Origin of the sequence: Saliphagus infecundisoli, from assembly GCF_020177375.1 — an archaeon.
GTDB lineage: Archaea > Halobacteriota > Halobacteria > Halobacteriales > Natrialbaceae > Saliphagus > Saliphagus infecundisoli.
In genome coordinates this window covers 255966-281817 of record NZ_JAIWHV010000001.1, presented here as the reverse complement: position 1 = coordinate 281817, position 25852 = coordinate 255966, and the positions used below count along the sequence as shown (strand labels likewise).

Below are 25852 nucleotides of genomic sequence, written 5' to 3'. Positions count from 1 at the left end.
GTACGAAGATGCCCGGGGAGGAACTCGCGGCGCGGGTCGGGGAGGTGCTCGCGGTCGATCCCGAGGAGTACCGACGGCGGGCCGGGGCCGACGCCGACTGGATCAAAGGCGAGATCCACGACGGGACGTTCGACAACCCCCAGGCGATCGTCGGCCTCGAGTACGAGTTCTACGCCGTCGGCGCCGACGGGTGCGCTCTTCGGCGGATGCCCCGCCGACTGCTGGAGCTGATCGGCTTCGAGAAGGAACTCGGGCTCCACAACGCCGAGATGACGACCAGCCCCCAGCCGTTGAACGCCGACGGCCTTCTCGCCCAGGAAGCCGAGGTCAAGTCCCGACTCCGGACGGCCGTCGACGTCACGCGCACGGAGGGGATGGCGCTGGTCAGCGACGCACTCTGGACGATCCCCCCCGACGGCGAGACCGCCCGGGGGTACCTCACCGACAGCGTCGAGCGGACGGTCGGCGACGACGAACGCCCGATCCGGGTCGCGACGAACATGAGCGCGGCGGCACGCTACCACGCGATGGCGAACACGGATCAGGCCGAGACCGCAGGAATGCGCATCGAGGCGCCCAACGTCTCGCTTTCCGCGGACACCGTGATGCCCGAGAGCCTGATTACCTCGATCCAGCCCCACTACCAGGTCCCCCACGCCGTCGACCTCCCCGACTACTTCAACTACGCCCTGCGGATCGCCGCCCCGCTGCTCGCGCTGGGCGTCAACAGCCCCTTCTTCCCGCCCGACCTCTACGACGAGGGCGCGAGCGCCCAGGAGATCCTGGCTGAAGCGTGGATGGAACACCGGATCAGCGTCTTCGAGACGACCCTCAACGACCCCGCCGCCGGCGCCGGGAAGGTCCGGTTCCCGCGCGACCTCGAGACCGCCGCCCAGGCCGTAGACCGGATCGTCGACGACGACACCATCGTCCCGATGCCGGTCTCGGAGGGCGGGCGGTTCGACGATCGGTTCGCACATTTCCGGCGGAAACACGGCACCTACTGGCGGTGGGTCCGGCCGGTCTTCGACGGCTCGAGCCGATCGGCGGCGAACGCCCGCATCGAGTTCCGCCCGATCCCGGCCCAGCCCACGGTCAGGGATTCGATTTCCTTCCAGGCGGCGTTCGCGGGCCTGCTCGAGAGCCTCACCCGGCTCGAACACCCCGTCGTCGATCTCGACTGGGAGATCGCTCGCGAGAACTTCTACGCCGCGATGCGGGAGGGGCTCTCGGCCGATCTCGTCTGGATCACGAACGACGGCGACCGGACGAGGGATCGAAAACGGATCTACGAGGACCTCCTCGCCCACGCCGAGGACGGCCTCTCGAGCCGGGGCCTGAGCGAGGACGCCGCCGCGAAGTACCTCTACCCGCTCCGCCGGCGGGTCCGCCAGGGGGTGACGCCCGCGAGCTGGAAACGCGACCAGGTCGCCGCCCGCCTCGACGAGGGAAGCGATCTCGAGGGGGCGATCACGGGGATGCAGCGGGCGTACATCGACCGCCAGGCCGAGACCCTTCTGGAGGGGAGTTTCGCCGAGTGGATCGGCAGCGAGGGATCGGGGTCGTAACCCATTAACCGGAGCCGGCGGTAGGACCCGTATGGTTACCGTTCTCTCCGGGGGGACCGGAACGCCGAAGCTGTTGGAGGGGACCGGGTCCGGGAGAGTCGATGCTGCGGGAGGCGAAGGTCCGTTTTCCTCCGAGACCCTGACGATCGTCGCCAACACCGGCGACGACATCGAACTCGGGGGCCTGCTCGTCTCGCCGGACATCGACACGCTGCTCTTTCAGGGCGGCGACGTGCTGGATCGGGAGTACTGGTGGGGGATCGAGGGCGACACCCACCGGACGAACGAGGCGCTGTTCGAGCTCGCGAGCGAGGCGGGGCTGTCCGAGGGTCCCCAGTACCTCCCCGAGGAGGCCCAGACGGCGGGCCGGCGACTCGCCCGCTGGCGGCGCTTTTCGGGGATCGCGGAGTTCATGACGATCGGCGACCGCGACCGGGCGGTCCACATCACCCGGACGAGCCTCATCGATCGGGGGGAGACGCTGACCGAGGCGACTCGAGTTCTGGGGGAGGCCGTCGGCGCCGAAAGCGAGATCCTGCCGATGAGCGACGATCCCGTTGCGACCATCGTCCACACCCCCGAGGGAGCAATGCACTTCCAGGAGTACTGGGTCGGCCGCGAAGGCGAGCCGACCGTCGAGGACGTCGAGTTCCGGGGCAGCGAGGAGGCCGCCCCGACCGACACCGTTCTGGAGGCCCTGACGGAGCCGGTCGTGATCGGCCCCTCGAACCCCGTGACGAGCGTCGGCCCGATCCTCTCGGTGCCGGGCGTTCGCGAGGCCCTCGCCGAAACGACGGTCGTCACGGTCTCCCCCTTCCTCGCGGGCGAGGCCTTTTCGGGACCTGCAGCGGAGCTCATGCGCGCGACCGGCCGCGAGCCGACGACGGCGGGGCTGGCCGAGGCCTACCCCTTCGCCGACGCCGTCGTCGTCGATTCGGGCGATGGCGGTGACCTGCCGGTCCCGACGGTCGAGACCAACATCCGGATCGACGGCGAGGCGGACGCGAGGCGGGTCCGGGAGGCCGCTCTCCGCGCGATCGAGCGGGTCCGGGAAGGGGATGGGAATCGATGACCGACTTTGCCCCGCGGCTCGCGCTCGCGAGTCTCAGCGGCGAGTCCGACGCCGACTGGGCGCAGGCGGGGGGCGAGCACGCCGACGCCGCGGTCCTGGGCGGGATCGCCCTCGATTCGCCCTCGAGGGCCGCCGCCAGAAAACTGGTCGCCCGCGGGCGAAGCGAGTTCCTCCCCCGGGAGCCAGCCGCCTTCGTCGACCGACAGCTCGCTTCCCTCGAGGACGCGCCGATCCGGGCCGGGATCAACGTCCGGTCGGCGACGCCCGATCCTCTCGAGGAAGTCGCCCGGATCTGCGAGGACCGGGGCGCGTTCCTCGAAATCAACGCCCACTGCCGCCAGGACGAACTCCGCGCCGTGGGCTGTGGGGAGTCCCTGCTCGCCGACACCCCCCGACTCGCCGAGTACGTCCGGACCGCCACGGAGGCGGCGGACGTCCCGGTCGGGGTCAAGGTCCGAACTGAGGTTCCGGGGGTCGATCTCCCGGCGCTGGCGGGGGTTCTCGAGGACGCGGGTGCGAGCTATCTCCACGTCGATGCGATGGACTCGGAGGGGCTGGTCGCCGACGTCCGAGCGGCCTGCGGACTGTACCTGATCGCGAACAACGGCGTCCGCGGGCGCGAAGCGGTCGCGGAGTACCGATCCTACGGAGCGGACGCGGTCAGCGTCGGTCGGCCGAGCGACGACCCCACGGTCCTGGCGCGCGTCCGCGAGGCCGTCGATCGGGAGTTCGACCCCGAGGGGATCGAACCGCCCGCGGAACCGGAGCCATGACCCGGTCGCCCGCCGAGACCGCCCAGCTCGCCCTCCTGCTCGAGGTCAGCGCGACCCCGAAACCCGGAAACGTCGATCGCGAGCGCGATCTCTCCGGCCTCCGGTATGACCACTTCCTCGCGGGTGCCGTCGGGTCGCGGGAGGGCCTCGAGTTGGCCGGCGAGGGCGCCCCCGTCGGGAGCGCGTTCGAGCGCGCGGTCGCCGGGATGGGGTGCCAGGAGGGGGGCAACACCCAGTTCGGCTCGCTGCTCCTGTTGGTTCCGCTGGTCCGGGCCGCAAGTGGCCGCGAAGTGACGCCCGCCGGCGTCCGCGAGGTCGTCGAGGGGACGACGGTCGAGGACGCCGCCGGCTTCTACCGGGCGTTCGACCACACCGACGTCCGCGTCGGCGAGCCGCCCGAGGGGATGGAGCCCCTCGACGTCCGCCGGGGCAGCGAGGCGGTCCCCGCCGTCGAGGAGCGGGGGCTCACGCTGCTCGAGGTGATGGCGGCGAGCGTGCCCGGCGACGACGTCGCCCGCGAGTGGACCGAGGGGTTCGAGCGCTCGTTCCGGGCTGCAGGGGTGATCGGCGGGACCGAGGGGACGCCCTCCGAGCGGGCCGCGGCCGCCTTCCTCTCCGCGCTCGCCGACCGCCCGGACACGCTCGTCGCGACCAAACACGGAGAGAGGGTAGCCGAGGAGGTCCGCGAGCGGGCGGCGGAACTCGACGAGCGCTCCGCGCTCGACACGGAGCCCGAGGCCGTCGAGGCGTTCGCCGACGACCTCGTTTCGCGGGGAGTGAATCCGGGGACCACCGCGGATCTGGTCTGTGCGGGGCTGTTCGTCGCGCTCGAGCGGGGTGAGCTGGTCGTATGAGCGGAGACGATGGTGGGTGCGAGCGGGCGGACGAGGGGGTACCCGGCGAAGAGGCAGACGGGCTCGAGGGCGAGCCCTGCGAGGGGTGGCCCGTTTCCCTCGCGGGCGTCACCGAGTCCCTCGTGGCGACCCGCGGGCCGAACGGACTGTGGAACGTCGCCGCGCTCGGGCTGTTCGCCGGCGAGGCGGTCACGGCGCGCACCTGGGGGAACACCCGGACCCAGCGGAACTTTCACCGGGAGGGCGAGGGGTACGTCCAGTTCACGCGCGACCCCGTGGCCTTCGCCGACGCCGCCCTCTCGATCGTCGAGGAAGCGGAGCCGGTGATCGACGCCACGGACGCCTGGGCTCGGGTGCGCGCCGAGCGAGCGGGGTCGGGAACTGACGGCGGGACGCGGTGGGTCGAGTGGACCCTCGTGCCCGTCGAGGCCGCGATCGAGCGCGAGACGGTGGCGCCGATCAACCGCGGCTTCGGAGCCGTGATCGAGGCGACCGTCGCGGCCTCGCGCCTCGACGTCCCGGGCTACGACGAGACGGTCCTCGTCGACCGGCTCGCCCACTGCGTGTCGGTGGTCGACCGGACGGGCGGGCCACGCGAACTGGAGGCGCTCTCGCGGGTGCGTCGACACTCGACGTGGGAGCCGGCGGCCGCCGACGAATACGACTGGCTGTAGGTCGCACGACGACGGCCCGGCGGCCCACGAGATGCCACGAGGATTTTACCGCTGGGAGCCGTAGTTCGCGGTTCATGGTCGCCGTGACAGCCGAGACGGACGGCTCCGAGCGGCGGAGAGGGTGGTGAACCGGTGTCCATCCACGTCGATCTCGATCCGCTGCTCACGCGGGTCGAACTTCCCCCCGATCGGGCGCCACAGGTGGCCCGGCTGCTCGTCCTCGCCGCGGCGGTCACCGCGTTCGCGACGGCCGATTCGGTGTTCTCGGAGGCCGGCATCGTGGCCGCGGCGACCGCGGGATTCGTCCTCGGCAACGTCGAGTTACCCCACCAAGAGAGCGTTCACCGGTTCAAGCGGGACGTGACCGTCCTCGTCCTCTCGTTCGTCTTCATCGCGCTCGCGGCGCTGCTCGAGTTCTCCGAACTGCTCGCGCTCGGCGTCGCCGGTCTCGCGGTCGTCGCGGTGGTGATGGTCGTGCTCCGCCCGCTTGCCGTCTTCGTCTCGACGATCGGCTGTGGGTTCACGGTCCGCGAGCGCCTGTTCGTCGGCGCGATCGGTCCGCGCGGGATCATCCCCGCCACGGTCGCCACGCTGTTCGCCATCCGCCTCGAGACGGGGGCGCCTCCCTCGGATCCGGCGGGCGCGGACGTCCTGCTCGGGACGGTGTTTCTGGTCATCCTCGTGACCGTCGTCGTCGAGACGGGCTTTGCGAGATGGATCGGCGCTGCACTCGGCGTGGTTCGATCCGTCGACGAGTGATCGGGGAGACGCAGTGGATCGCCGAGTCCGAGTCACCTGGTCCGACCGCACGAACTGGCCCACGACGCCCCGGAGGCCGAACTGCGGGCGTCGAACCGGACGGCGAAGGCCCGAATCGATTCGGCAGAAATGGTGCCTATTAAGGCCCTCAGGGAGAGAGCTTCCCCCATGGCCATCAAACCTGCCTACGTCAAGAAGACGGGGAACCTGCTCCTAGAGCGGTACCCGGAGGCGTTCACCACCGACTTCGAGCAGAACAAAGACAGCGTCATGAAGCTCACCAACATCGAGTCCAAGGGCGTCCGGAACCGGGTCGCGGGCTACGTCACCCGCAAGAAGGGCAGCGAAGTCCCCGCCTGAACGCGAGTTCTCGACGAGCCCGTCCTCCGGTAGCTGAAGGACTATAGCCGTCCGGCCACAACGTCGGGTATGGACACGGCAGAGACCGATATCGACGAGCGTGCGCTCGGGACGACCGGCTACGACGTCACAGAGGTCGGCATGGGAACCTGGAACGTCGGTTCAGACTGGGGAGAGGTTAGCGAGGACGAAGGTCGAGAAGCGATCCGGGCCGCTCTCGACGCCGGTATCACCTTCCTGGACACCGCCGACGTCTACGGCGACGGCCGCAGCGAGCGACTGATCCGGGAGGTCCTGGCCGACCACGACGCGGAGCCGGTCGTCGCGACCAAGGCCGGCCGACGGCTCGACCCCCACGTCGCCGCCGACTACGACCGCGAGCATTTAGAGAAGTTCGTCGATCGAAGCCTCGAGAACCTGGGGGTCGAGACGCTGGATCTCCTCCAACTGCACTGCCCGCCGACGGACGCCTACTACCAGCCCGAGACGTTCGAGGCGCTTTCGGGCCTCGTCGACGAGGGGAAAATCGCCCACTACGGCGTCAGCGTCGAGCGCTGCGAGGAAGGGCTCAAAGCGATCGAGTACCCCGGCGTCGAGACGGTCCAGATCATCGCAAATCCATTGCGCCAGCGCCCGACGGAACTGTTCTTCCGGGAGGCCGATCGCCGCGACGTCGGGGTCATCGTCCGGGTTCCCCTCGCCTCCGGGTTGTTGACGGGCGCCCTCGACGCCGACACTGAGTTCCCCGAGGACGACCACCGCAACTACAACCGCGACGGCGACGCCTTCGACGTCGGCGAGACCTTCGCGGGAGTTCCCTACGACGTCGGCCTCGAGGCCGTCGACGAACTCCGGCCCGCAGTACCGGAGGAGTGGTCGATGGCCCAGTTCACCCTCCGGTGGATCCTCGATTTCGATGCAGTGACGACGGTGATTCCGGGGTCGACGAACCCCGAGCACGTCCGGGCGAACGCCGCGGCCTCGAGGTTGCGGTCGCTGTCGGACGAGGAGCGGGCGACGGTGACCGAGGTCTACGACGAGTCCGTCCGCGAGTACGTCCACCACCGGTGGTGACCGCCGGTCGATAGCTGTCGGGAATCGCCGTCCGGCGCCGGCGCCGGGGAGTCGATACTGGCCCGAACCCAAACGTCTTTGCGCCACCGTCCCCGACCCCGGGCAATGACAGTACGAGTCGGCGTTCTCGGCGCCACCGGCGCGGTCGGACAGCGCCTGATCCAGCTTTTAGAACCCCATCCCGAGTTCGAGATCGCGGCCCTGACAGCAAGCGACGAGAGCGCGGGCCACCCCTACCGCGACGTCGCGAAGTGGCGCATCGACACCCCCATCCCCGAGGAGGTCGGCGAGATGACCGTCACCGCGACCACTCCCGAAGCAGTGCCCGACGACGTCCCCCTGCTCTTTTCGTCGCTGCCCTCGACCGTCGGCGCGAAAGTCGAAACCCCGTTCTGTGAGGCCGGCTACGTCGTCTCCTCGAACTCCTCGAACGCCCGGATGGAGTCCGACGTCCCGCTCGTGATCCCGGAGGTCAACGGGGATCACCTCGAGGCCCTCGAGATCCAGCGCGAGGAGCGCGGGTGGGACGGGGCGCTCGTCAAGAACCCGAACTGCTCGACGATCACGTTCGTTCCGACGCTCGCCGCCCTCGCCGAGGCGGGTATTGGCCTCGAGACGGTCCACGTCGCGACCCTCCAGGCGGTCTCGGGGGCGGGCTACGACGGCGTCACGTCGATGGAGATCATCGACAACGCCATCCCCCACATCGGCAGCGAGGAGGCCAAACTCGAGACCGAGTCCCGCAAACTGCTCGGGGAGTTCGACGGCACCGCGCTCGCCGATCACGAAATGGAGGTTGCCGCGTCCTGCAACCGGATCCCGACGATCGACGGCCACCTCGAGAACGTCTGGATCGAGACGAGCGAGGACCCCTCCCCCGAAGAGGTTCGGGAGGCGTTTGCGGAGTACCCATCGCTTTCGCTTCACTCCTCGCCCGAGCCGCTCATCCACGTCTTCGAGGACCCCGAACGGCCCCAGCCCCGCCTCGACCGAACCGTCGGCGACGGGATGGCGATCGCCGCCGGCGGCGTCCGCGAATCGACGTTCGGCATCCAGTACAACTGCCTCGCCCACAACACGCTTCGAGGTGCTGCCGGCGCGAGCGTGTTGAACGGCGAGCTGTTGGTCGAAGAGGGCTACGTCTGAGCGTCCTGAGCGGCGGCGTACTCGAGGATCTTCGGCGTCACCGCTCCGTCGAGGACCGCGATCGCGAGCGCGACGTAGCGGGCGACGCCGTCGAGGTAGAGGATCGCGACGGCGATGATGACGATGGCTCCCGAGAGACCGATCCCGTAGCGAAAGAGCGGGTTCTCGAAGGGGTGTCCCGCTTCGGAGTCGACGGTGCCCATGGGCCGAAATTGTGAGTTATCCGATATAATGGTTTCGGAGGCGTGCGATCGTCGAGACTGGGTCCGCGACGGCCATCAGCCGATCGCAGCCGGCAAGCGCGCCGCCGACCCATTGCAAAGAACTATAATTATATAGGTGGGATGTAGAGTGGTGTATGTGTACGATCTTCACTGAGTTCGGAGACGCCGATGCCAAGGCCCCGAGCGAGCCGACGGTCCCCGGGAGAGCCGGCTCGAGCGAGCGACCCGAGGCGTCCCGGCCACGACCATGACCGACCACGAGATCACGCTGACGGTAAACGGGACCGACCACGAGCTCTCGGTGGAGCCACGGACCCTGCTCGTCCACGCGCTCCGGGACGAACTCGGCTATACGGGGACGAACGTCGGCTGTGAGACCACTACCTGCGGGGCCTGTACGGTCCACATGGACGGCGAGGCCGTCAAGTCCTGTACGGTGCTCGCGGTCCAGGCCGACGGCGAGCGGATCGAGACCGTCGAGGGGCTCGAGAGCGGTGACGACTACCATCCGATCCAGGAGGGGTTCCGGGAGGAACACGGCCTCCAGTGTGGCTACTGCACTCCCGGGATGATGATGACGGCGACCGATCTCCTCAGGGAGAACCCCGACCCCTCCCGCGAGGAGATCCGCGAGGGGTTAGAGGGGAACCTCTGTCGGTGTACGGGCTATCAGAACATCGTCAACGCCGTCGAGAACGCCGCCGCCGAGCTGGACGAACCGGTGGCCGACGGCGGCGAGGTCCGCTGGCCGGGGGGTGAAGGCGAGTGACGATCGACTCGATGGACCCCGAGGAGGTCGACGCCGCCGACATCCTCGGCTCGGCGATCGAACGCCGGGAGGACCCCGCGCTCATCACCGGCGACGCCGAGTACACCGACGACATCCAGCGTCCGGGGATGGCCCACATGGCCGTCGCCCGGAGCCAGTACGGCCACGCCGATCTAGAGGGCGTCGATACGAGCGCGGCCGAGGAGATGGAAGGCGTCGTCGCGACGTACACCCACGAGGACCTCCACGGAGAGGACACGCCCGAAGGCGGGTCGTTCTCGCTGCCGACCGGCTGGCTGCTCGACAGTTTAGAGCAGGTCGATCACCCGATCCTGGCCGACGGCCGCGTTCGCTACCAGGGCGATGCGATCGCGGTCGTCGTCGCCGAGGACCGCTATACGGCCCGCGACGCGGCCGAGGCCGTCTCCGTCGACTACGGCCGCCGGGACGCCGTCACCGACCCCAGGGAGGCACTCGACGAGGGCGCTCCCGCGCTCCACGGCGAGGACAACGTCGCCTTCGACTGGGAACTCGGGGATAGCGACGCGACCGACGAGGCGTTCGAGTCGGCGTCGCATACGGTCTCGATCGACGTCGAGAACCAGTTGCTGGTCCCGAACGCGATGGAGCCCCGTGCGGCAGTCGCCGACTACAGTCCCGGCTCCGGGGAACTCGAGGTGTTCATGACCTCCCAGAACCCCCACCTCCACCGGCTGCTGATGTCGGGGGTCATCGGCCACCCCGAGCACAAACTCCGGATCAAGGCCCCGGAGGTCGGCGGCGGCTTCGGGAGCAAGATCCACCACTACGCCGACGAGGCCCTCGCCGCCTGGATCGCCAAGGACCTGGAGCGTCCGGTCAAGTGGACCGCGACACGCACGGAGACGTACGTCACCGACGCCCAGGGACGGGGCCATCGGACGGAGGCCGAACTCGCGATGGACGACGACGGGAGGATCACGGGCCTGCGGGTGGACACGAAGGCGAACCTCGGGGCCTACCTCTCGACGTTCGCCCCCGCGGTACCGACCTGGCTCTACGGCACCCTGCTCTCGGGCCAGTACGACATCCCCGCGATCCACTGTTCGGTGACTGGCGCGTTCACGAACGTTCCGCCGGTCGACGCCTACCGGGGCGCCGGCCGCCCGGAGGCCTCCTTCGTCGTCGAGCGCCTGGCCCATCTCGGCGCCCGCGAGGTCGACATGGACCCCGCGGAGTTCCGCCGGCTGAACTTCGTTCCCGCGGACGAATTCCCCTACGAGACCCAGGTCGCCGTCGTCTACGACAGCGGCGACTACGAGAAGCCTCTCGACAAGGCCCTCGAGATGGTCGACTACGACTCGTTCCGCGAGCGCCAGGAGCAAGCCCGCGAGGAAGGTCGGTATCTGGGGATCGGCTTCTCCTGTTACATCGAGGCCTGCGGGCTCGCCCCCTCGGAACTCGCCGGCCAACTGGGTGCCCAGGCCGGCCTCTGGGAGTCCAGTCTCGTCCGCTTCCATCCCTCCGGGACGGTCACCGCCTTCTGTGGCACCTCGGGGCACGGGCAGGGTCACGCGACGACGTACGCCCAGATCGTCGCCAACGAGCTCGGCATCCCCTACGACGACGTCGAGGTCGTCGAGGGCGACACCGACGAGATCCCACACGGGATGGGCACCTACGGCTCCCGGTCGGCGGCCGTCGGCGGGAGCTCGCTCGTCAAGAGTTCGGAAAAGCTCGTCGAGAAGGCAAAGGAAATCGCGGCCCACCAGCTCGAGGCCGATCCCGACGATATCGAGTTCGAGGCCGGCGAGTTCCGGCTTGCCGGCGCGCCCGACCGCTCGCTAGGGATCAAGGAGGTCGCCGAGCAGTCCTACCTCGCCCACGACATGCCCGAGGAGATGGAGCCGGGGCTCGAGGCCACCTCCTTTTACGACCCGGACAACTTCGTCTTCCCGTTTGGCACCCACGTCGCGGTCGTGGAGGTCGATCCCGACTCGGGGGAGATCGAGTTCGAGCAATACGCCGCGGTCGACGACGTCGGCAACCAGATCAACCCCAAGATCGTCGAGGGCCAGATCCACGGCGGGATCGCCCAGGGGATCGGCCAGGCCCTCTACGAGGGCGCCGAGTACGACGAGAACGCACAGTTGCTGACCGGCTCGATGCAGGACTACGCGGTCCCGAAGACCTACCACATCCCCGAGATGGAGACCGACTCCACCGTGACCGAGAGCCCGCACAACCCCCTGGGAGTGAAAGGCGTCGGCGAGGCCGGCACCATCGCGGCCCCCCAGGCCGTCGTCAACGCCGTCGCCGACGCCCTCGAACCCTTTGGCGTCGAGGGCATCGAGATGCCGCTGACCGCCGAACGGGTCTGGGAGGCGACGAACGGACGGGCGACCACGGATGGCGGGTCCCCGCCTGGCGAGGGCGACGACGAGGGAGGTGAGAAGCGATGATTCCCGACGGGTTCGACTACCACGAGCCGGAAACGACCGCCGAAGCGATCGAGCTCTTGGAGGAACACGGCGACGCGGAGACCGAGCTACTGGCGGGCGGCCACAGCCTGCTCCCGGCGATGAAAAGCGGGCTCTCGAGTCCCGACGTCCTGATCGACATCGGCGGGATCGAAGAGCTCACCGGCGTCACGGCCGACGGCGGGACGCTTACCATCGGCGCGATGACGAGCTACAGCGACGTTTTAGACGCCGAAGCCGCCCGCGAGCACGCGCCCGCGCTGACCGCGGCGGTCGAGCAGGTCGGCGACCGGCAGGTCCGCAACCGGGGGACCGTCGGGGGCAACGTCGCCCACGCCGACCCCGCTTCGGACCTCCCCGGCGCGGTGCTCGTCTCGGATGCGACGATGGTCGTCCAGGGACCCGACGGCGAGCGCGACGTGCCCGCCGAGGAGTTCTACCTGGGAATGTACGCGACCGACATCGGTCCCGACGAGCTCCTGACCCGGGTCGAGGTCCCCTCGGCCGCCGGCGCCGTCGGCACCTACGTCAAGCGAGCGAGCCCCTCCTCGGGGTACGCGATGGTCGGCGTCGCCGCCCTGCTTTCGGTCGAGGACGGAGCCGCCGAGACGGTCCGCGTCGGCGCCAGCGGCGTGATGGACCGGGGGGTCCGGCTCGAGGGCGTCGAGGACGCCCTGGCGGGTGGCTCCGTCGACGAGGAGACGATCGAGGCCGCAGCCGCCCGCGCGGGCGAGGGCCTCGACACGGCGCTGATGATGGACGACCTGCGAGCCTCGGGGGAGTTCCGGGCACAGCTCCTCGAGGTGTACACCGAACGGGCGCTCGCCGAAGCGAACGCCGACCTCGCGGCGCCGGCCGCCGACTGAACCCGGACCGCCGGGGAGACGACGTCCCGATCGACGGGACGACCGTCACCCGGTCGTCCGACCCAGCGCCGGGTTCTCCGGGGATCGAACGCGACCGATCGCAGTCCCGACTCCGCCGTCGTTCGTCACTGCCGCGGAAAACAGCCGTTACAGATAGCGTTCCGGCGTTGGCAACGCAAATAGCCAGAAGACCTATTATCGAGGAGGGAGTACGATGACCGATGAAACTCCGACGACCCACGGACTTCCTGATCCTGGCGGCCTTAGAGGAGACGGGACGCAACGTCGCGACGAACCTCCAGGCCCACACGGACAAGAGCCGCAAGAACATCAATACCCGCCTGCCCGTCCTCGAGGACTACGGACTGGTCAGAAAGATCGGCCCCGCCGAACGCTCGGGCCTCTACGAGATCACTCAAACGGGGAAAGCCGCGCTGGTCTACCGGGACCAGTACGACGAGGTCGACGACTTCGCGACCCTCCTCGAAGGACCCACCGCCGACGCCGGCCAGGAAAGCGCCGAGGCTGCCTTCGTCCGCGGCGAACTCGAGGACGAGGAGACCGAGGAGTAGGCGTTCCCGCCGAAGGGGCGACGTGTACGACAGCGAACGGCCCGAGTTTTTCCGAGGGAGTCCGTCGAGAGCCGTGCGACCGGCTCGGGCTCGTCGCCGGAGCCGACCCTGAATATGCCGACCGCAGGGCTATACATCTGCTCTCCCTCGGTCGATACGCACGACCTTTCCCACCACCGTTCCCAGGGTCGTGCCGAACCGGAGATATCTGCCCGGGCGAGACGAGTTCTCCCCTTCCCCACTCCCGCCCGGCTGCGACGGTTCGTCCCGTTGGTCCCGAGAGGCCGACCCAACAGCTATCAGCACGGCCGGCGTTTCCGCCCACAGTGACGGGTCCGACGATCGGAACACACCCAACGGGACGGGAAGGGCGGTGAGCCAGATTCGAGCGGCCGGAAGATGGCTCGTCGCCGTCGTCCTCGTTGTCGTCCTTGTCGCCGTGCTCGTCGTCGGAATCGGGATCGCACCCGGAATCGGTCCAGACGCCGGTTCGGGAAGCGGCGCTCCCGAGGCCGACGATACGGACGACACGACGCCGACGGAATCGGGGGCCGACGCCGACGACGGATCGGATCTCGGGAGAGAGGAGACGCCGACCGACGTCCCCGGCGGCGAGCTTCGGATTCGCTACCTCGACGTCGGCCAGGCCGACGCGACCGTCGTCGAGTTCCCCAACGGCGAGACGATGCTCGTCGATTCGGGCGACTGGCGCGACGACGGGAAGCGGGTCCTCACGGCCCTGCGCGAGCAGGACGTAGAGCGGATCGACCACCTCGTCTCCACGCACGCCCATGCCGACCACATCGGCGGCCACGAGGCGGTGATCGACGCCTACGAGACGGAGTACGACGGGATCGGCGCGGTCTACGACTCCGGAGTCGTCCACACCTCCCGGACGTACGAACGGTACCTGGACGCCGTCGAGCGCCACGACGTCACGCTGTACGAGGTGCGGGAGGGCGATGCGATCGACGTCGGAGCGGCGTCGGTCGAGTTCCACAACCCGCCCGCGGACACCGCCGGCGAGGACCTCGACGGAAACGGCGTCGCGCTCACCGTCGAGTACGGCGACCGAACCGCCCTCTTCACCGGCGACGCCGAGGCGGCGACCGAAGCCCGGATGGTCGAGGCCCGCGGCGACGCCCTCGCGTCCGACGTCTACCAGGTCGGCCACCACGGCTCCGCGACCTCCTCGAGCGATCCCCTCCTCGCCACCGTCGACCCGAAGGTCGCCGTGATCTCGAGCGCCCGCGATTCTCAGTACGGCCATCCACACGAGGAGGTCCTCGCTTCCTTCGCCGACCGCGGGATCGAGACCTACTGGACCGCGGTCCACGGCGACGTCGTCGTCACGACCGACGGCCGAGAGCTCTCGGTCGCGCCCGCCGAGGAGTTCTCGACCGATCCCGAGGACCTCCGGGAGGAACGACCCGACGCCGACGAGCGCCGCGAGCTCGCCGATCCCACGATTGATGCCCGTGCCGTGCCTACACCTCCCCCATGGACGGGAGCTACACCGGCGTGGTCGACCGGATCGTCGACGGCGAGACAGCCGTGATCCTCATGGAGGCGGGGCCGGGGTGTGACGCGTCAAGCGAGGACGGGCCCCGAGCGATCGACCAGCTCGACGTCGCCGCCGACCGGCTCCCCCGCGAGGGTCGCTACGAGGGGGCCGTCCTCTCGGTCACGGTCGCCGACGGCGAGTTCGTGGGAGCCGACCACCGCGAGGGCGAGAGCGAGGAGCACCGCGAGGCCGTAGACGAGCGGTTCGCCCGGCTCTCCGAGCGTCTCCCCGATCGCTGACCGGTGGTTGACGAACGAACAGAACGATTAATAATACGATTCCGAATCCGGCAATGATCGACGAAATACGTCGATTACGTCCGGTTTTGGCGACAGATTTTTACCGAGGACCGTGATAGGACGTATCCATGGACACGGGAGAGGTCGTACGCCGGAGGATCGGCGGGGCCGAGACGCCGACGACGGCGGTGGTCACCGCGATCGCCGACGTACGTGGCGTCGAGACCGCCGACGTGACACCCCTTCACGACAGCGTCGATCCCGACGCGCTGAACGGCCTGTTCGAATCGACCTCGCGGCGCTCTCGGGCGGGCACCGTCACCTTCGACCACGACGGCCACCGCATCGAACTCTCGTTCGACGACCGAATGACCGTCGAAGTCGCAGCGCTCGAGTAATCGGGCGCTAGAAGCCACGAACGCATGTGGACTCGCTGGGAGTGAGTGAACGCGAAGCGTTTGCGAGGTACAGCGAGTCCGCGAACGAGAGAATCGAGTGAGTGGACTCGCTGGGATTATGAACTACGCCCAGACGGTCCGGGTCGCTCGCTGCGCTCGCTCCCGGGCTGCGACTGGTCTAGTTCAAATCCCAACTTCGACATCTATTCGCGGCGCTCGCGGAATTGCTCGCGCCGCAGGAATATGGACTCGCTGGGATTTGAACCCAGGGCCTCTTCCTTGCGAAGGAAGCGATCTACCGCTGATCTACGAGCCCGCACCCGGTCGTAACCCGTGTCGCTATTTGTAGCTTGTGCTTCGATCCTTACTGGGGTTGTAACACGCCCGCACGGCCCGCGAGGAGCCCCAACAGGAAGCCGACGAAGTGAGCGACCAGCGCGACCTGGGGGGCCGCGGTCGCGACCGTCACCGCGGCGGCGAGCACCAGAAAGACCAGTACGGTCACCCACCGGGGGACCGATACCCAGGCGGCGATCCCCGAGGAGAGCCGATTGCCGGCGACGAGATAGCCGAGCAGGGCGAAGACCGCACCGCTGGCCCCCAGAACGCCCGCGTGGGCGCCGAACAGTCCCATCACCCAGATCTGGGCGAGACCAGCGACCGCGCCGGTCGCCACGAAGAAGGCGTGAAACCGAACCCGCGTCGTCGCCCGTGCGACCGGCCAGCCGAAGACGACCAGTGCGAGGCTGTTCGAGAGGAGGTGTCCGAGCCCGCCGTGGGCGTAGACGCTCGTGACGACCGTCCAGGGGTCGTTCGTGACCGGCGCCGAGAGGACGAACAGACCGGTCATCGCCCCGGCCGCGCCAGCGACGAGCTGCGCGAGGGCGACGACGGCGAACAGCCCGAGCGTCTCGAGGAGCGGACCGGCGCCTCCCACGGTTTCCGATCCCGCCGTCGCCGATCCCGACTGGGACTCCCGATCGTGTCCCGGGAGGAACTCCGACATACCGGTCCGTACGCGGGGGAGCTACAAAAGCGCACAGACCGTTCTGCTCTACGTGTGTACCGGTGGCGGGACCGCCACCGTCTAAAAGAGGTTCGCAGTCCGTATCAGCCGTTTCGGCCGTTTCGAGGACACGAGAACGGCGTCGTCGGCCGGTGTCGGCATACGGCCGGAGACGAGTCGATGCACCGTCGGTCGCAATACGGCACTGCGGCCGAACGGTCAATCGTCGTCTCCGACCGTCTCAGTCCTCGAGGACGATCTCGATCGAGACGTCGTTTGGCACCTGGATGCGCATGAGCTGGCGGAGCGCGCGCTCGTCGGCGTCCAGATCGATCAGGCGCTTGTGGACGCGCATCTCCCAGTGCTCCCAGGTCGCGGTGCCCTCGCCGTCCGGGGACTTCCGGGTCGGGATCTCGAGGGTCTTCGTGGGGAGCGGGATCGGACCGCTCAGGTTGACGCCGGTGTTGTTTGCGATCTCGCGGACGTCGTCACAGATGTTGTCTAAGTCCTGTGGGCTGGTGCCCGCGAGTCGAACGCGTGCCTGTTGCATCTATTTCTCGTTGACCGAGAGCACTTTGCCGGCGGCGATGGTCTGACCCATGTCGCGGATGGCGAAGCTCCCGAGTTCGGGGATTTCACTGGAGGGCTCGATGCTGAGGGGCTTCTGGGGTCGGATGGTGACGACCGCGGCGTCGCCCGACTGGATGAAGTCGGGGTTCTCCTCTGCGACCTCGCCCGAGGAGGGATCCATCTTCTTGTCGATGGACTCGATCGTACAGGCGACCTGGGCCGTGTGGGCGTGGAAGACGGGGGTGTAGCCCGCGGTGATCACGCTGGGGTGTTGCATGACGACGACCTGGGCCTGGAACGTCTCGGCGACGCTCGGCGGGTCGTCGGCGGGGCCACAGACGTCACCGCGGCGGATGTCGTCCTTGCCGATGCCCCGAACGTTGAACCCGACGTTGTCGCCGGGGCCCGCGGAGGGGACTTCCTCGTGGTGCATCTCGATCGTCTTCACTTCGCCGCCCACGTCGCTGGGCTGGAAGGAGACGTTGTCGCCGACGTTCATCGTCCCGGTCTCGAGTCGTCCCACGGGGACGGTCCCGATGCCGGAGATGGTGTAGACGTCCTGGATCGGGAGCCGAAGCGGCGCGTCCGTCGGCGGCTCCTTCTCGGGCAGGTCGTTGAGCGTCTCCAGCAGGGTCCGGCCGTCGTACCACGGCGTGTTCTCGGAGGGCTCGGCGATGTTGTCGCCCTCGAACGCCGAGATCGGGATGAACGAGTTGTCGTCGACCTGGAAGTTGACCTGGTCAAGCAACTGGTTGACCTCGGCGACGACGTCGTCGTAGTCGCCCTGGTCGTAGTCGACGAGGTCCATCTTGTTGATCCCGACGATGAGCTTCTCGATGCCCAGCGTCCGCGAGAGGAAGACGTGTTCCTGGGTCTGGGGCGCGACGCCGTCGTCGGCGGCGACGACGAGGACGGCGTGGTCGGCTTGGGAGGCCCCGGTGATCATGTTCTTGACGAAGTCGCGGTGGCCAGGCGTGTCGACGATGGTGAAGTAGTACTCGTCGGTATCGAACTCCTGGTGGGCGATGTCGATGGTGACCCCGCGCTCGCGCTCCTCGGCGAGGTTGTCCATCACGTAGGCGAACTCGAAGCCGCCCTTACCCTTCTCTTCGGCTTCCTCGCGGTGCTGTTCGATGACGTGCTCGGGAACGCTCCCCGTCTCGTAGAGGAGTCGTCCGACGAGCGTGCTCTTTCCGTGGTCGACGTGGCCGATGATGGCCAGGTTCTGGTGTGGTTTGTCCTCGCTCATTGTTGTAGCTCACGCGCGAAGGCGCTTATATCGGTCCCCTTTGCTCGTTGCGGTTAAAACCATTTCGAAACCCCCTCACGCCGATCGCCACGCAGTCCTGCGGTTTGTCCCACGATCACACGCGAGCCAGTGGCGGGGCGACCGTCAGTCGAGCCGGCCGACGTCCGCGAGCACCGCGGTCGCCGTCTCGGGGCCCCCTGCGCCACGGCCGCTGTTGTGGAGACTGCCCGCCTCGCGGGTCTCGATCTGGACGATATTCCGGGTCCCGGTCACCGCGAGCGCGCCGTTTTCGGGCACGAGTCTGGGACCGACCCGGACGCCCTCGCGGGTCGCCTCGCCGATGAGCCGAATCGTCCGCCCGTCCTCGCTTGCGAGCTCGAGGGCACTGCCCGGCACGTCCTGAATCCCATCGACGGTCGCGTCCGCAAGGGAGAAACCGCCCCCGCCCAGGACGTTCGCCAGGATGACGAACTTGAGGGCGGCGTCGGTGCCGTCGACGTCGAATGTGGGGTCGGCCTCCGCCACCCCGAGGTCCTGGGCCTCCGCGAGGACGTGGTCGTAGTCCAGTCCCTCCGCGGCCATCCGCGTGAGGATGAAGTTCGCGGTCCCGTTCAGGACGCCCCGAACTGCGGTGACCGACTCGGGGGTGCAGTCCTCGATCGTCGAGAGCACGGGGATGGCGCCGCCGACGGTCGCCTCGAACCGGACCGAGCCCGCGCTCGCGGCCTCAAGCTCCCGGAGTTCGTCGTAGCGTTCGGCGACGGGACCCTTGTTCGCGAGGACGACGTGGCGGTCGTCGGCGAGTGCGCGCTCGACGTGGGAGAAGCCGGGTTCCGCGTCCCCGAGGGTCGTCGGCGTCGCCTCCACGAGGGCGTCGTAGGGAGCGTCGAAGACCGCCTCCGGCTCGTGGGAGCCGAGCGGATCGCCCGCTTCCTTCCGGCCGAGCGCGGCGTCGGCCTCGATTCCCTCCTCGGCGACCGCCGCGTGCGTCGAGTCCGCGAGCGCGACGACCCGGTGGCCGTAGTCGTCCGCGAGGTCGGCGACCGATCGTCCGACCGCGCCGGCACCGAGGATCGCGAGGTCCATCACTCACCACCCCCCAGGAGCGGCTCGACGACCGAGAGGTCCTTTCCCTCGGCGACCTCCCGGACCGTCTCGAGGGCCGACTCCGCGCGGCCGGCGTCTACGGCCAGTCGGACCCGCGCGCTCGAGACCGCGTCCATCCCCTCGGGGGCCGCAAGCGAGAGGTCGACGACCGAGAGGCCGTCAGTCCCCTGGATCGCCGACAGCGTATCCGAGAGGTCGGTCTCGACGAGGTGACCCACGAGGATCACGTTGACCTCCTCGCCGTAGCGGTCCGCGCCGGCCTGGATGACGTTGATCCCCGCCTCCCGGAGCGCCCCGACGATCTCCTCGAAGCGCTCAGGGGGGCATTCGAGGTCTACCTCGACCGGGATGTGCCCACGCGGGGTAATGTTCCCCCGCTCGTGGTGGATCGAGAGGAGGTTCCCGCCGTGGTCTGCGATCGGCTCCAGCGTCCGGAGCAGTTCGCCGGGTTCGTCGACGAGCTCGAGGCGAACGGTGTACGCCCGGACGCCGCCGTCGGGTTCGGCGTCTCCCGGCTCCTCGTCGGGGACGGAGTCAGCCATCGACCCCACCTCCACGGCACTCGGCCTCGCCGTACGCCGATTCCGACGGGCCCGTTCCGGGCCCCGCTCGAGAGGCCCGGAACGGGCGGCCTCGAGGAACGCTGGCGGAGATACTCATTGGACTATCTCGGACGCCGGGCCACCGAAAAGACATCGGTTCGCGTGCGTATTCCTGGCGAGGTTCGAAATCGGGGTGCGAGAATCGAACCGAAGCCAGACGGTCGGTCTCACTGCGTTCGGCCGTTGCGGCTGGCAGGGTTCGATCTCGGTCGGACGTTCGGCTCCTCACGTTCGTTCGTCGCCAGAAAGTCCGGGTGCGAGAATCGAACCCGCGTCTCAGCCTCCACAAGGCTGAAGGATGGTCCACTACCCTAACCCGGACACGCACTCCGACGTAGCAGGGTAACGCTAAAATACATTACGACTCGCTCTCGGTCGGCGGTCACCGACCCGCATGCGAGCGGGCGAGGAGCCGCCTGCCGCCGACGAGGATCTCCCGTAGGACCGGTGCGCCGTCGGCGAGCCACACCAGAAAGGCACCGGCGGCGATCGCGAGCTGGAGCCGGACGTACCCCGAGGCCCCTCCGGCCAGCAGCCGGTGGCCGTAGGCGACGAGCAGCTCAGTCGTGTGGCCCACCAGCCCGTACTGGCCCTCCGGGGGGGTCCTCCGGACGGGCCAGAGCGCGAGCTCCCAGCGCGTCGGGCTCCCGGTCGCGTAGTGATAGAACACGTCCGCCGGGAGATGCGAGAGGTAGCCGATCCCGACGGCGATCCCCGCCCGTGGTCGCCCCGCCGCCCGCGCGAGCGCGCCGGCGACGAGCGCGAACGGTACCGCGAAAAAGAGGGAGTGGCCAATGGAATAGCCGCTTTCGAGGACGCCGAACTGCCAGGTCAAGGGTTTGTCGATCAGGTCCGGACCGACCGACGCGAGGACGACCGCGAACGCCGCGAGCCCGTCGGGCGACTCCCGGTAGTAGAGCCGGCAGAAAAACGAGTACGCGAGGTAGCCGACGATGGCGTGTTCCCACGGCCACATACCCTTCCCTCGGGGACGAACGGGGATTAGTTATCCGTTCCCTGCCGGCCCGTGTGATCCGGCCCCACGAGCGAGTACGGAGCCGTTATCCGGACGCCAGCGTGGGGCCGAGCGGGCAAGGAGACGCGGGGGAGAAGCCGACGCGATTTTGTACGCGCGGGCGCTACACACGTACGTGTCCGAGAACCCCGAGAACCGCCCGGATCGCCCCTCACTGGCCCGCGCGCTCGTGACCGTCGGCGCCAAGCGGAACGCGGCGATCGGCCTGCTCGCCGGGAGCCTCTTCGCTGCGGCGCTTTTTGCCGTCTTCGTCCTCCCCGGCGAGACCCAGGAGTCGTGGCTCCTCTATCTCGGACTCGCCGGCGTCGTCGCCGTCACCACGGGGATGTTGATCGCCGTCGTGCTCACCGTCCGTTCTGCCCTCCGGGTGTCCCGGGAGATCGAAGCGGGCTGATCAGACGAGTTCCTCGAGGCGGTCTGCGCCCGTACGGGTCCCCTTCGCGAGGATCACGTCCCCGGCCGCGAGTCGGGTGTCCGGGCCGGGCTGGGTCTCCCACTCGTCGTCCTCCGTGCTCGGCGAGCCCCGCGGGCGCCGGACCGCGATGATCCGCATGCCCGTGTCCGTCCGGACAGTCTGCTCGCCGATGGTCGTCCCGTCGAGACGCGACCCCTCCCCGACCGTCGAGCGAACGAGCACCTCGTCGCTCTCCAGGACCGCCTCGGCGACGACCGGGTGGGTGCCGATCCCCCGGAGGACGCCCTCGCTGATCTCCAGGGCCGCGTCGCTGATCACCTCGGTGCTGCCCGCCAGGTGGACCAGCCCCCGGAGGACGACCGGATCCGCGACGTCCGCCGCGGCCCGCAGCGTCCAGGCCTCGAAGCGCGATTCCAGCTGATCGACCTCGGCTTCGAGGGCGGCGACCTCCTCGGCGAGCTCCGTGCTATCGTAGAGGACGGCGCCGTAGGCGAGGTCGACCGCGAGTTCGCTCATGTTCTTCATCAGAACGATCGCGTCGACCGCACGCTCTAAGTCGTCGATCGCGGGTTCGACCGGGTCGGGAACCGCGTAGGGCTCGCCCGTGATCGACTCGTAGACGGGCGGGAGGTTCTCCTCGGCCCCTCTGAGGAGCGCGACGTCGCCGGCCTCCAGGCTCGTCTCGTGGGTCGGATCGAGCAGCCACTCGCCCCCGCGCCGGATCGCGATCACGCGGACGCCGGTCTCGGTTTCGAAGGTGATCTCGCCCAGCGTGCGCCCGGCAAACCGGGAGTCCTCCCTGACGGTCGCCCGGACGATCGACTCGACGGCCTCGGGCAGCGAGGCCCGCATCGCGTCGGGGAGACCGATCTCCTCTAACACCACCTTCGCGATGTCGCCGGCGGCGTCCGAGATCTTCTCTGCGGCGCCGACGACGCCCAGCACGGGCGCGAGCTGTTCTGCGTCGTCGGTCGTCCGGGCGGCCATCAGCAGGCTCATCCGGGCTTGCATCTGGAGGAGGTCCATCCGCTCTTCCAAGGCGAGGACCTCCTCTGCGACCCCTTCGCTACCGAACAGCACCGCCGAGTACGAGAGGTCGATCAACAGCTCGGCGGTGTCTTTCATCTCCGCGAGCACCTCCTTGACGCTCGCGGGCCGGTACTCCACGTCCGGAGGCGGGCTCATACGCCGGGCTTGCGCGGCCGACGAGAAAAGCGTTGTCGCCTCCCGAACCCAAGCCGACCGGAGACCCAACGTTCGTCCGGAACTCCCGGACGGACCGACACCCTCTCCGATCATACCGGGGCGAAAGCGGACGTTCGTCGCCGATCGGCCGCCTCAGCGACCGAACGGCAATACTTTTCCACCCCGGAGGCAACACTGGCGTATGGCCGACGAGATACGGAAAGGGCTCGAGGGGGTACTGGTCGCCGAATCGGGACTCAGTTCTATCGACGGCGACGCGGGCCGGCTCGTCTATCGCGGCTATACGATCGACGATCTCGCGGCGGGGGCGAGCTACGAGGAGGTCCTCTACTTGCTCTGGCACGGCGAGCTTCCCGACGAGGCCGACCTCGCCTCGTTCCGGGAGGCGATGGCGGGTGCTCGCGAGGTCGACGACGCGGTTCTCGACACCGTCGGGGCGCTGGCCGACGCCGACGAGGAGCCGATGGCGGCGCTTCGGACCGCGGTCTCCCAGCTCTCCTCGACGGACCCCGACGCCGAACGCGATCCGGCAGACCGGGAGGCGAACCTCCGGAAGGGCCGGCGGATCACCGCGAAGATCCCGACGATCCTCGCGGCGTTCGAACGCGCCCGCCGGGGCGAGGAGCCGATCGCGCCCCGCGAGGACCTCGCTCACGCCGCGAACTTCCTCTACATGCTAAACGGCGAGGAGCCCGACGACGTGCTGGCCGACGTCTTCGATCAGGCGCTCGTCCTCCACGCCGACCACGGGCTGAACGCCTCGACGTTCTCGGCGATGGTGACCGCGAGCACGCTCGCGGACCTCCACTCGGCGGTGACGAGCGCGATCGGCACGCTGGGGGGGAGTCTCCACGGCGGCGCGAACCAGGACGTCATGGAGGTCCTCAAGGAGGTCGACGCCGCCGAGGCCGACCCGGTCGACTGGGTCACGGAGGCCCTAGAGGAGGGGCGGCGGATCCCCGGCTTCGGCCACCGCGTCTACAACGTCAAGGACCCGCGGGCGGTCATCCTGGGCGAACAGAGCGAGTCCCTGGGCGAGGCCGCCGGCGACCGCAAGTGGTACGAGATGAGCGTCGCCATCGAGGAGTACGTCAAAGACGAGAAGGGCCTGGCGCCCAACGTCGACTTCTACTCGGCCTCGACGTACTACCAGATGGGGATCCCGATCGACCTCTACACCCCCATCTTCGCGATGAGCCGGTCGGGGGGGTGGATCGCCCACGTCCTCGAACAGTACGAGGACAATCGCCTGATCCGTCCCCGGTCGCGCTACGTCGGTCCCGACGAACGGGAGTTCGTTCCCGTCGAGGACCGGTAATCCTCGTCAGTCGGTCGCCGTCCCCCGCTCGTCCATCATCCGTGCCGCCTTCTCCGCCCAGCCCCCGTAGCGAAATCCCGCGGCGACGACCGCGAGCGCCCAGACGAAGTTGAGTACGATGCCGACGGCGATCCCGGTCACGCCCCACTCGAGGGAGGTGACGGCGGCGTAGGAGAAGCCGACGTAGAAGATCACGAGCCCGCTGATCCGGGCGACCATCGGCGTGATCGTGTCGCCGGCGCCCTGCAAGGCCCCCGCGAGGACGATGTAGGTGACGAGGAAGGGCGCGCCGATCCCGTAGGCCCGTGCGAAGGTGGCGGCGTACTCGATCGTCTCGGCGTCGTCGGTGAAGATGTCGACGAACCGGTAGGCAAAGCCGGCGAGGACGACGCCGATCAGTCCCACGGTCACGAGCCCGAGGCCGGCGATCGCCCACCCCGAAAAGCGGGCCTCCTCGGGGTCGCCTTCGCCCAACTGCTGGCCGATGACGACGCTCGCGGCGACGTTGTATCCCCGCGAGAGCGGGCCGGTGATCTGCTGGTAGAGCCGGCGGCCGACCTGGTAGGCCGCGTTGACCTCGGTGCCAAGGAGGAGGAGAATCGAGTTGAACGGGAAGTCGAGAGCCGTAGCCATCCCCCCTTCGGCGATCCGGGGGGCGCTCACGACGAGGAGCTGTTTGGTGATTACCGGATCCGTGGGCCGGACGAGCGAGCCCTGGCGCCAGGGGCCGGCGATGACGACGACGAGGACGACCGCGGTGAAGACGTTCGCGACCGCGGTCGCGATCCCGACGCCGACGATCTCCAGTTCGGGGAACCCGAAGTATCCCAGACCGAGGACGACCGAGCCGGCGACGTTGAGCAGGTTCGAGACGACGTTGACGTACATCGGCGAGCGGGTGTCGCCGGTCCCCTGGAGCGAGCGGGCGGCGATCAGCCCGACGTGGCGCGCGGGCGCCGTCGCCATGACCGTCCCGAGGTAGAGCCCGCCCATCCGAGCGACCTCGCTCTCGGCACCCAGAATCGCGATCGCGGGCTCCCCGAGGAGAAAGCCGAAAGCGATGAAGGGGATCCCCGCGAGCGCGCCCAGGAGGAGCGACTGGGTGATCGCCTCGTCGCGGGTCGCGGTCGCACCCGTGCCCGTGTCCTGGCTCGAGAGCGCGATGGCACCCCCGCCGAGTCCGAGGCCGATCCGCAGGGGGAGACGGGCGTAGAGGTCCGCGAGACCGATCGCGGCGATCGCCGCGGGCGAGAAGAGGCCGGTGACGACGATGTCGACGGTCCGCATCAGCGTCCGGGTGGTCTGCTCGGCCATGATCGGCCAGGCCAGTCCGAGTACCTGCTTCCAGGTCGCTATGACGCGGGCCCGGACCGACCGGTCAGCCTCCATACGAACCGACACCCGCCGGGGGGTGTTGACGCTGACGGTAGACGAAAGTGACTGGCCGACGCAGTTCGGGTATGCTCGTCTTCGTCTACGGAACGCTCACCGACCCCGAGCGCGCCGAAGCGGTGTTCGGTCGCGCCTCGGGAGTCGGCGGTCCGACGCCGGGCGAGGGGATCGAGTACGAGTACCTGGAAGAGGCGACCGTCGAGGGCCTTCGGCGGATCGAGGGCGAGTATCCGACCCTGGTCCCCGGCGGGAGCGTCGAGGGGCGACTGCTCCGGACCACACCTCGAGGAATCGAACGGCTCGACGCCTACGAGGGGGTCGATCGAGGGCTGTACGTTCGCGTTCCGATCCCCCGCGAGAGCGGAGGGCGGGTCCGGACCTACGTCGGCGACCCCGACCGTCTGGAAGTGAACGCCGACTGGCCGGGCGAGGGCCCCTTCCGCGATCGGGTGCTCGCGACCGTAGACGGCGGTGTCACCCTTCACGAGTCGTAGTTTCACTTTCACCGCGCGTGGCGCGGGTTTATCCCCGTAGCGTTCCTCGCTTCGAGCGCACGACCCTGTCACACGCCGTGCACTGT

Annotated in this window: 28 protein-coding genes and 2 tRNA genes; 19 read left to right on the top strand and 11 right to left on the bottom strand. The window is 68.9% G+C overall.

The features are described 5' to 3' along the window. Nucleotides 1-8: 8 nt before the first annotated feature. The 9 genes from LCF40_RS01635 to asd all read left to right on the top strand — a co-directional run bounded on the left by LCF40_RS01635 (nucleotide 9) and on the right by asd (nucleotide 8280). Nucleotides 9-1568 carry a glutamate-cysteine ligase family protein gene (locus LCF40_RS01635; protein WP_224827111.1) on the top strand — a complete coding sequence of 520 codons (1560 nt, stop codon included), beginning with the start codon at nucleotides 9-11 and terminating at the stop codon, nucleotides 1566-1568. A gap of 31 nt (nucleotides 1569-1599) precedes the next feature. Continuing rightward, on the top strand, nucleotides 1600-2640 hold the full coding sequence (gene cofD, locus LCF40_RS01630; RefSeq protein ID WP_224827110.1) for a 2-phospho-L-lactate transferase: 1041 nt from the start codon (nucleotides 1600-1602) through the stop codon (nucleotides 2638-2640). Beyond that, nucleotides 2637-3413 carry a tRNA-dihydrouridine synthase gene (locus tag LCF40_RS01625; protein ID WP_114577404.1) on the top strand — a complete coding sequence of 259 codons (777 nt, stop codon included), beginning with the start codon at nucleotides 2637-2639 and terminating at the stop codon, nucleotides 3411-3413. Before cofD ends, LCF40_RS01625 begins: the two co-directional genes overlap by 4 nt. Further along, on the top strand, nucleotides 3410-4267 hold the full coding sequence (locus LCF40_RS01620) for a triphosphoribosyl-dephospho-CoA synthase (RefSeq protein WP_224827109.1): 858 nt from the start codon (nucleotides 3410-3412) through the stop codon (nucleotides 4265-4267). The genes LCF40_RS01625 and LCF40_RS01620 overlap by 4 nt, the downstream gene beginning before the upstream one ends. Beyond that, nucleotides 4264-4941 carry a DUF447 domain-containing protein gene (locus LCF40_RS01615; RefSeq protein WP_224827108.1) on the top strand — a complete coding sequence of 226 codons (678 nt, stop codon included), beginning with the start codon at nucleotides 4264-4266 and terminating at the stop codon, nucleotides 4939-4941. The genes LCF40_RS01620 and LCF40_RS01615 overlap by 4 nt, the downstream gene beginning before the upstream one ends. Before the next feature lie 132 nt (nucleotides 4942-5073). After that, entirely contained in the window at nucleotides 5074-5700 is a 627-nt protein-coding gene (locus tag LCF40_RS01610; protein WP_345777837.1) for a cation:proton antiporter domain-containing protein, read from the top strand. 168 nt (nucleotides 5701-5868) lie between these two features. Further along, nucleotides 5869-6060: a 30S ribosomal protein S17e gene (locus LCF40_RS01605; RefSeq protein ID WP_114577407.1), complete on the top strand. Its 192-nt coding sequence runs from the start codon at nucleotides 5869-5871 to the stop codon at nucleotides 6058-6060. Nucleotides 6061-6150: 90 nt separating this feature from the next. Continuing rightward, a complete protein-coding gene (locus LCF40_RS01600; protein WP_345777839.1) occupies nucleotides 6151-7134 on the top strand; it encodes an aldo/keto reductase in 984 nt (327 codons plus the stop codon). 105 nt (nucleotides 7135-7239) lie between these two features. Beyond that, entirely contained in the window at nucleotides 7240-8280 is a 1041-nt protein-coding gene (gene asd / locus LCF40_RS01595; protein ID WP_224827106.1) for an aspartate-semialdehyde dehydrogenase, read from the top strand. On the opposite strand, the gene LCF40_RS01590 is transcribed toward asd, so the two are convergent. Then, complete coding sequence (locus LCF40_RS01590; protein WP_114577409.1) at nucleotides 8271-8483, bottom strand: hypothetical protein; 213 nt, start codon at nucleotides 8481-8483, stop codon at nucleotides 8271-8273. The genes asd and LCF40_RS01590 overlap by 10 nt on opposite strands. Before the next feature lie 268 nt (nucleotides 8484-8751). Between LCF40_RS01590 and LCF40_RS01585 the strand changes: the two genes are divergently transcribed. From LCF40_RS01585 to LCF40_RS01555, 7 genes are all read left to right on the top strand, one after another. Next, a complete protein-coding gene (locus tag LCF40_RS01585; protein WP_114577410.1) occupies nucleotides 8752-9273 on the top strand; it encodes a (2Fe-2S)-binding protein in 522 nt (173 codons plus the stop codon). Next, entirely contained in the window at nucleotides 9270-11714 is a 2445-nt protein-coding gene (locus LCF40_RS01580) for a xanthine dehydrogenase family protein molybdopterin-binding subunit (RefSeq protein ID WP_224827105.1), read from the top strand. The genes LCF40_RS01585 and LCF40_RS01580 overlap by 4 nt, the downstream gene beginning before the upstream one ends. Then, entirely contained in the window at nucleotides 11711-12598 is an 888-nt protein-coding gene (locus tag LCF40_RS01575) for an FAD binding domain-containing protein (protein ID WP_224827104.1), read from the top strand. Before LCF40_RS01580 ends, LCF40_RS01575 begins: the two co-directional genes overlap by 4 nt. Before the next feature lie 221 nt (nucleotides 12599-12819). Then, nucleotides 12820-13170: a winged helix-turn-helix transcriptional regulator gene (locus tag LCF40_RS01570; RefSeq protein ID WP_114577413.1), complete on the top strand. Its 351-nt coding sequence runs from the start codon at nucleotides 12820-12822 to the stop codon at nucleotides 13168-13170. A gap of 382 nt (nucleotides 13171-13552) precedes the next feature. Further along, a complete protein-coding gene (locus LCF40_RS01565) occupies nucleotides 13553-14728 on the top strand; it encodes a ComEC/Rec2 family competence protein (RefSeq protein ID WP_380683387.1) in 1176 nt (391 codons plus the stop codon). Continuing rightward, nucleotides 14671-14973, top strand: a complete 303-nt coding sequence (locus LCF40_RS01560) for a DUF3006 family protein (protein ID WP_224827102.1) — start codon at nucleotides 14671-14673, stop codon at nucleotides 14971-14973. The genes LCF40_RS01565 and LCF40_RS01560 overlap by 58 nt, the downstream gene beginning before the upstream one ends. A gap of 128 nt (nucleotides 14974-15101) precedes the next feature. Then, nucleotides 15102-15371, top strand: a complete 270-nt coding sequence (locus LCF40_RS01555) for a HalOD1 output domain-containing protein (protein WP_224827101.1) — start codon at nucleotides 15102-15104, stop codon at nucleotides 15369-15371. Between the two features lie 244 nt (nucleotides 15372-15615). Here LCF40_RS01555 and LCF40_RS01550 read toward each other — a convergent pair. The 8 genes from LCF40_RS01550 to LCF40_RS01515 all read right to left on the bottom strand — a co-directional run bounded on the left by LCF40_RS01550 (nucleotide 15616) and on the right by LCF40_RS01515 (nucleotide 20881). After that, nucleotides 15616-15687, bottom strand: a tRNA-Ala gene (locus tag LCF40_RS01550). Between the two features lie 48 nt (nucleotides 15688-15735). Then, nucleotides 15736-16377, bottom strand: coding sequence for a rhomboid family intramembrane serine protease (locus LCF40_RS01545; protein ID WP_114577417.1), 642 nt, complete (start codon nucleotides 16375-16377; stop codon nucleotides 15736-15738). Nucleotides 16378-16618: 241 nt separating this feature from the next. Then, nucleotides 16619-16927, bottom strand: coding sequence for a 30S ribosomal protein S10 (gene rpsJ, locus LCF40_RS01540; protein WP_114577418.1), 309 nt, complete (start codon nucleotides 16925-16927; stop codon nucleotides 16619-16621). Then, nucleotides 16928-18196, bottom strand: a complete 1269-nt coding sequence (gene tuf / locus LCF40_RS01535; protein WP_224827100.1) for a translation elongation factor EF-1 subunit alpha — start codon at nucleotides 18194-18196, stop codon at nucleotides 16928-16930. It lies immediately after the preceding gene. Nucleotides 18197-18340: 144 nt separating this feature from the next. After that, nucleotides 18341-19282, bottom strand: coding sequence for a homoserine dehydrogenase (locus LCF40_RS01530; RefSeq protein WP_114577420.1), 942 nt, complete (start codon nucleotides 19280-19282; stop codon nucleotides 18341-18343). Further along, nucleotides 19282-19845 carry an amino acid-binding protein gene (locus LCF40_RS01525; RefSeq protein ID WP_224827099.1) on the bottom strand — a complete coding sequence of 188 codons (564 nt, stop codon included), beginning with the start codon at nucleotides 19843-19845 and terminating at the stop codon, nucleotides 19282-19284. The genes LCF40_RS01530 and LCF40_RS01525 overlap by 1 nt, the downstream gene beginning before the upstream one ends. 308 nt (nucleotides 19846-20153) lie before the next feature. Then, a tRNA-His gene (locus LCF40_RS01520) sits at nucleotides 20154-20226 on the bottom strand. A 61-nt stretch (nucleotides 20227-20287) separates the two neighbouring features. Then, nucleotides 20288-20881: a metal-dependent hydrolase gene (locus LCF40_RS01515; RefSeq protein ID WP_114577422.1), complete on the bottom strand. Its 594-nt coding sequence runs from the start codon at nucleotides 20879-20881 to the stop codon at nucleotides 20288-20290. Nucleotides 20882-21056: 175 nt separating this feature from the next. On the opposite strand from LCF40_RS01515, the gene LCF40_RS01510 reads away from it, so the two are divergent. Then, complete coding sequence (locus LCF40_RS01510; protein ID WP_114577423.1) at nucleotides 21057-21335, top strand: DUF7536 family protein; 279 nt, start codon at nucleotides 21057-21059, stop codon at nucleotides 21333-21335. On the opposite strand, the gene LCF40_RS01505 is transcribed toward LCF40_RS01510, so the two are convergent. After that, nucleotides 21336-22541 carry a potassium channel family protein gene (locus tag LCF40_RS01505; protein WP_224827098.1) on the bottom strand — a complete coding sequence of 402 codons (1206 nt, stop codon included), beginning with the start codon at nucleotides 22539-22541 and terminating at the stop codon, nucleotides 21336-21338. Between the two features lie 202 nt (nucleotides 22542-22743). Between LCF40_RS01505 and citZ the strand changes: the two genes are divergently transcribed. Beyond that, complete coding sequence (gene citZ / locus LCF40_RS01500; protein ID WP_224827097.1) at nucleotides 22744-23880, top strand: citrate synthase; 1137 nt, start codon at nucleotides 22744-22746, stop codon at nucleotides 23878-23880. A 6-nt stretch (nucleotides 23881-23886) separates the two neighbouring features. Here citZ and LCF40_RS01495 read toward each other — a convergent pair whose 3' ends face one another. Beyond that, nucleotides 23887-25269, bottom strand: coding sequence for an MATE family efflux transporter (locus LCF40_RS01495; RefSeq protein ID WP_224827096.1), 1383 nt, complete (start codon nucleotides 25267-25269; stop codon nucleotides 23887-23889). Nucleotides 25270-25340: 71 nt separating this feature from the next. Here LCF40_RS01495 and LCF40_RS01490 point away from each other — a divergent pair, with 71 nt between their 5' ends. Next, nucleotides 25341-25766, top strand: coding sequence for a gamma-glutamylcyclotransferase family protein (locus tag LCF40_RS01490; RefSeq protein WP_224827095.1), 426 nt, complete (start codon nucleotides 25341-25343; stop codon nucleotides 25764-25766). Nucleotides 25767-25852: the final 86 nt, after the last annotated feature.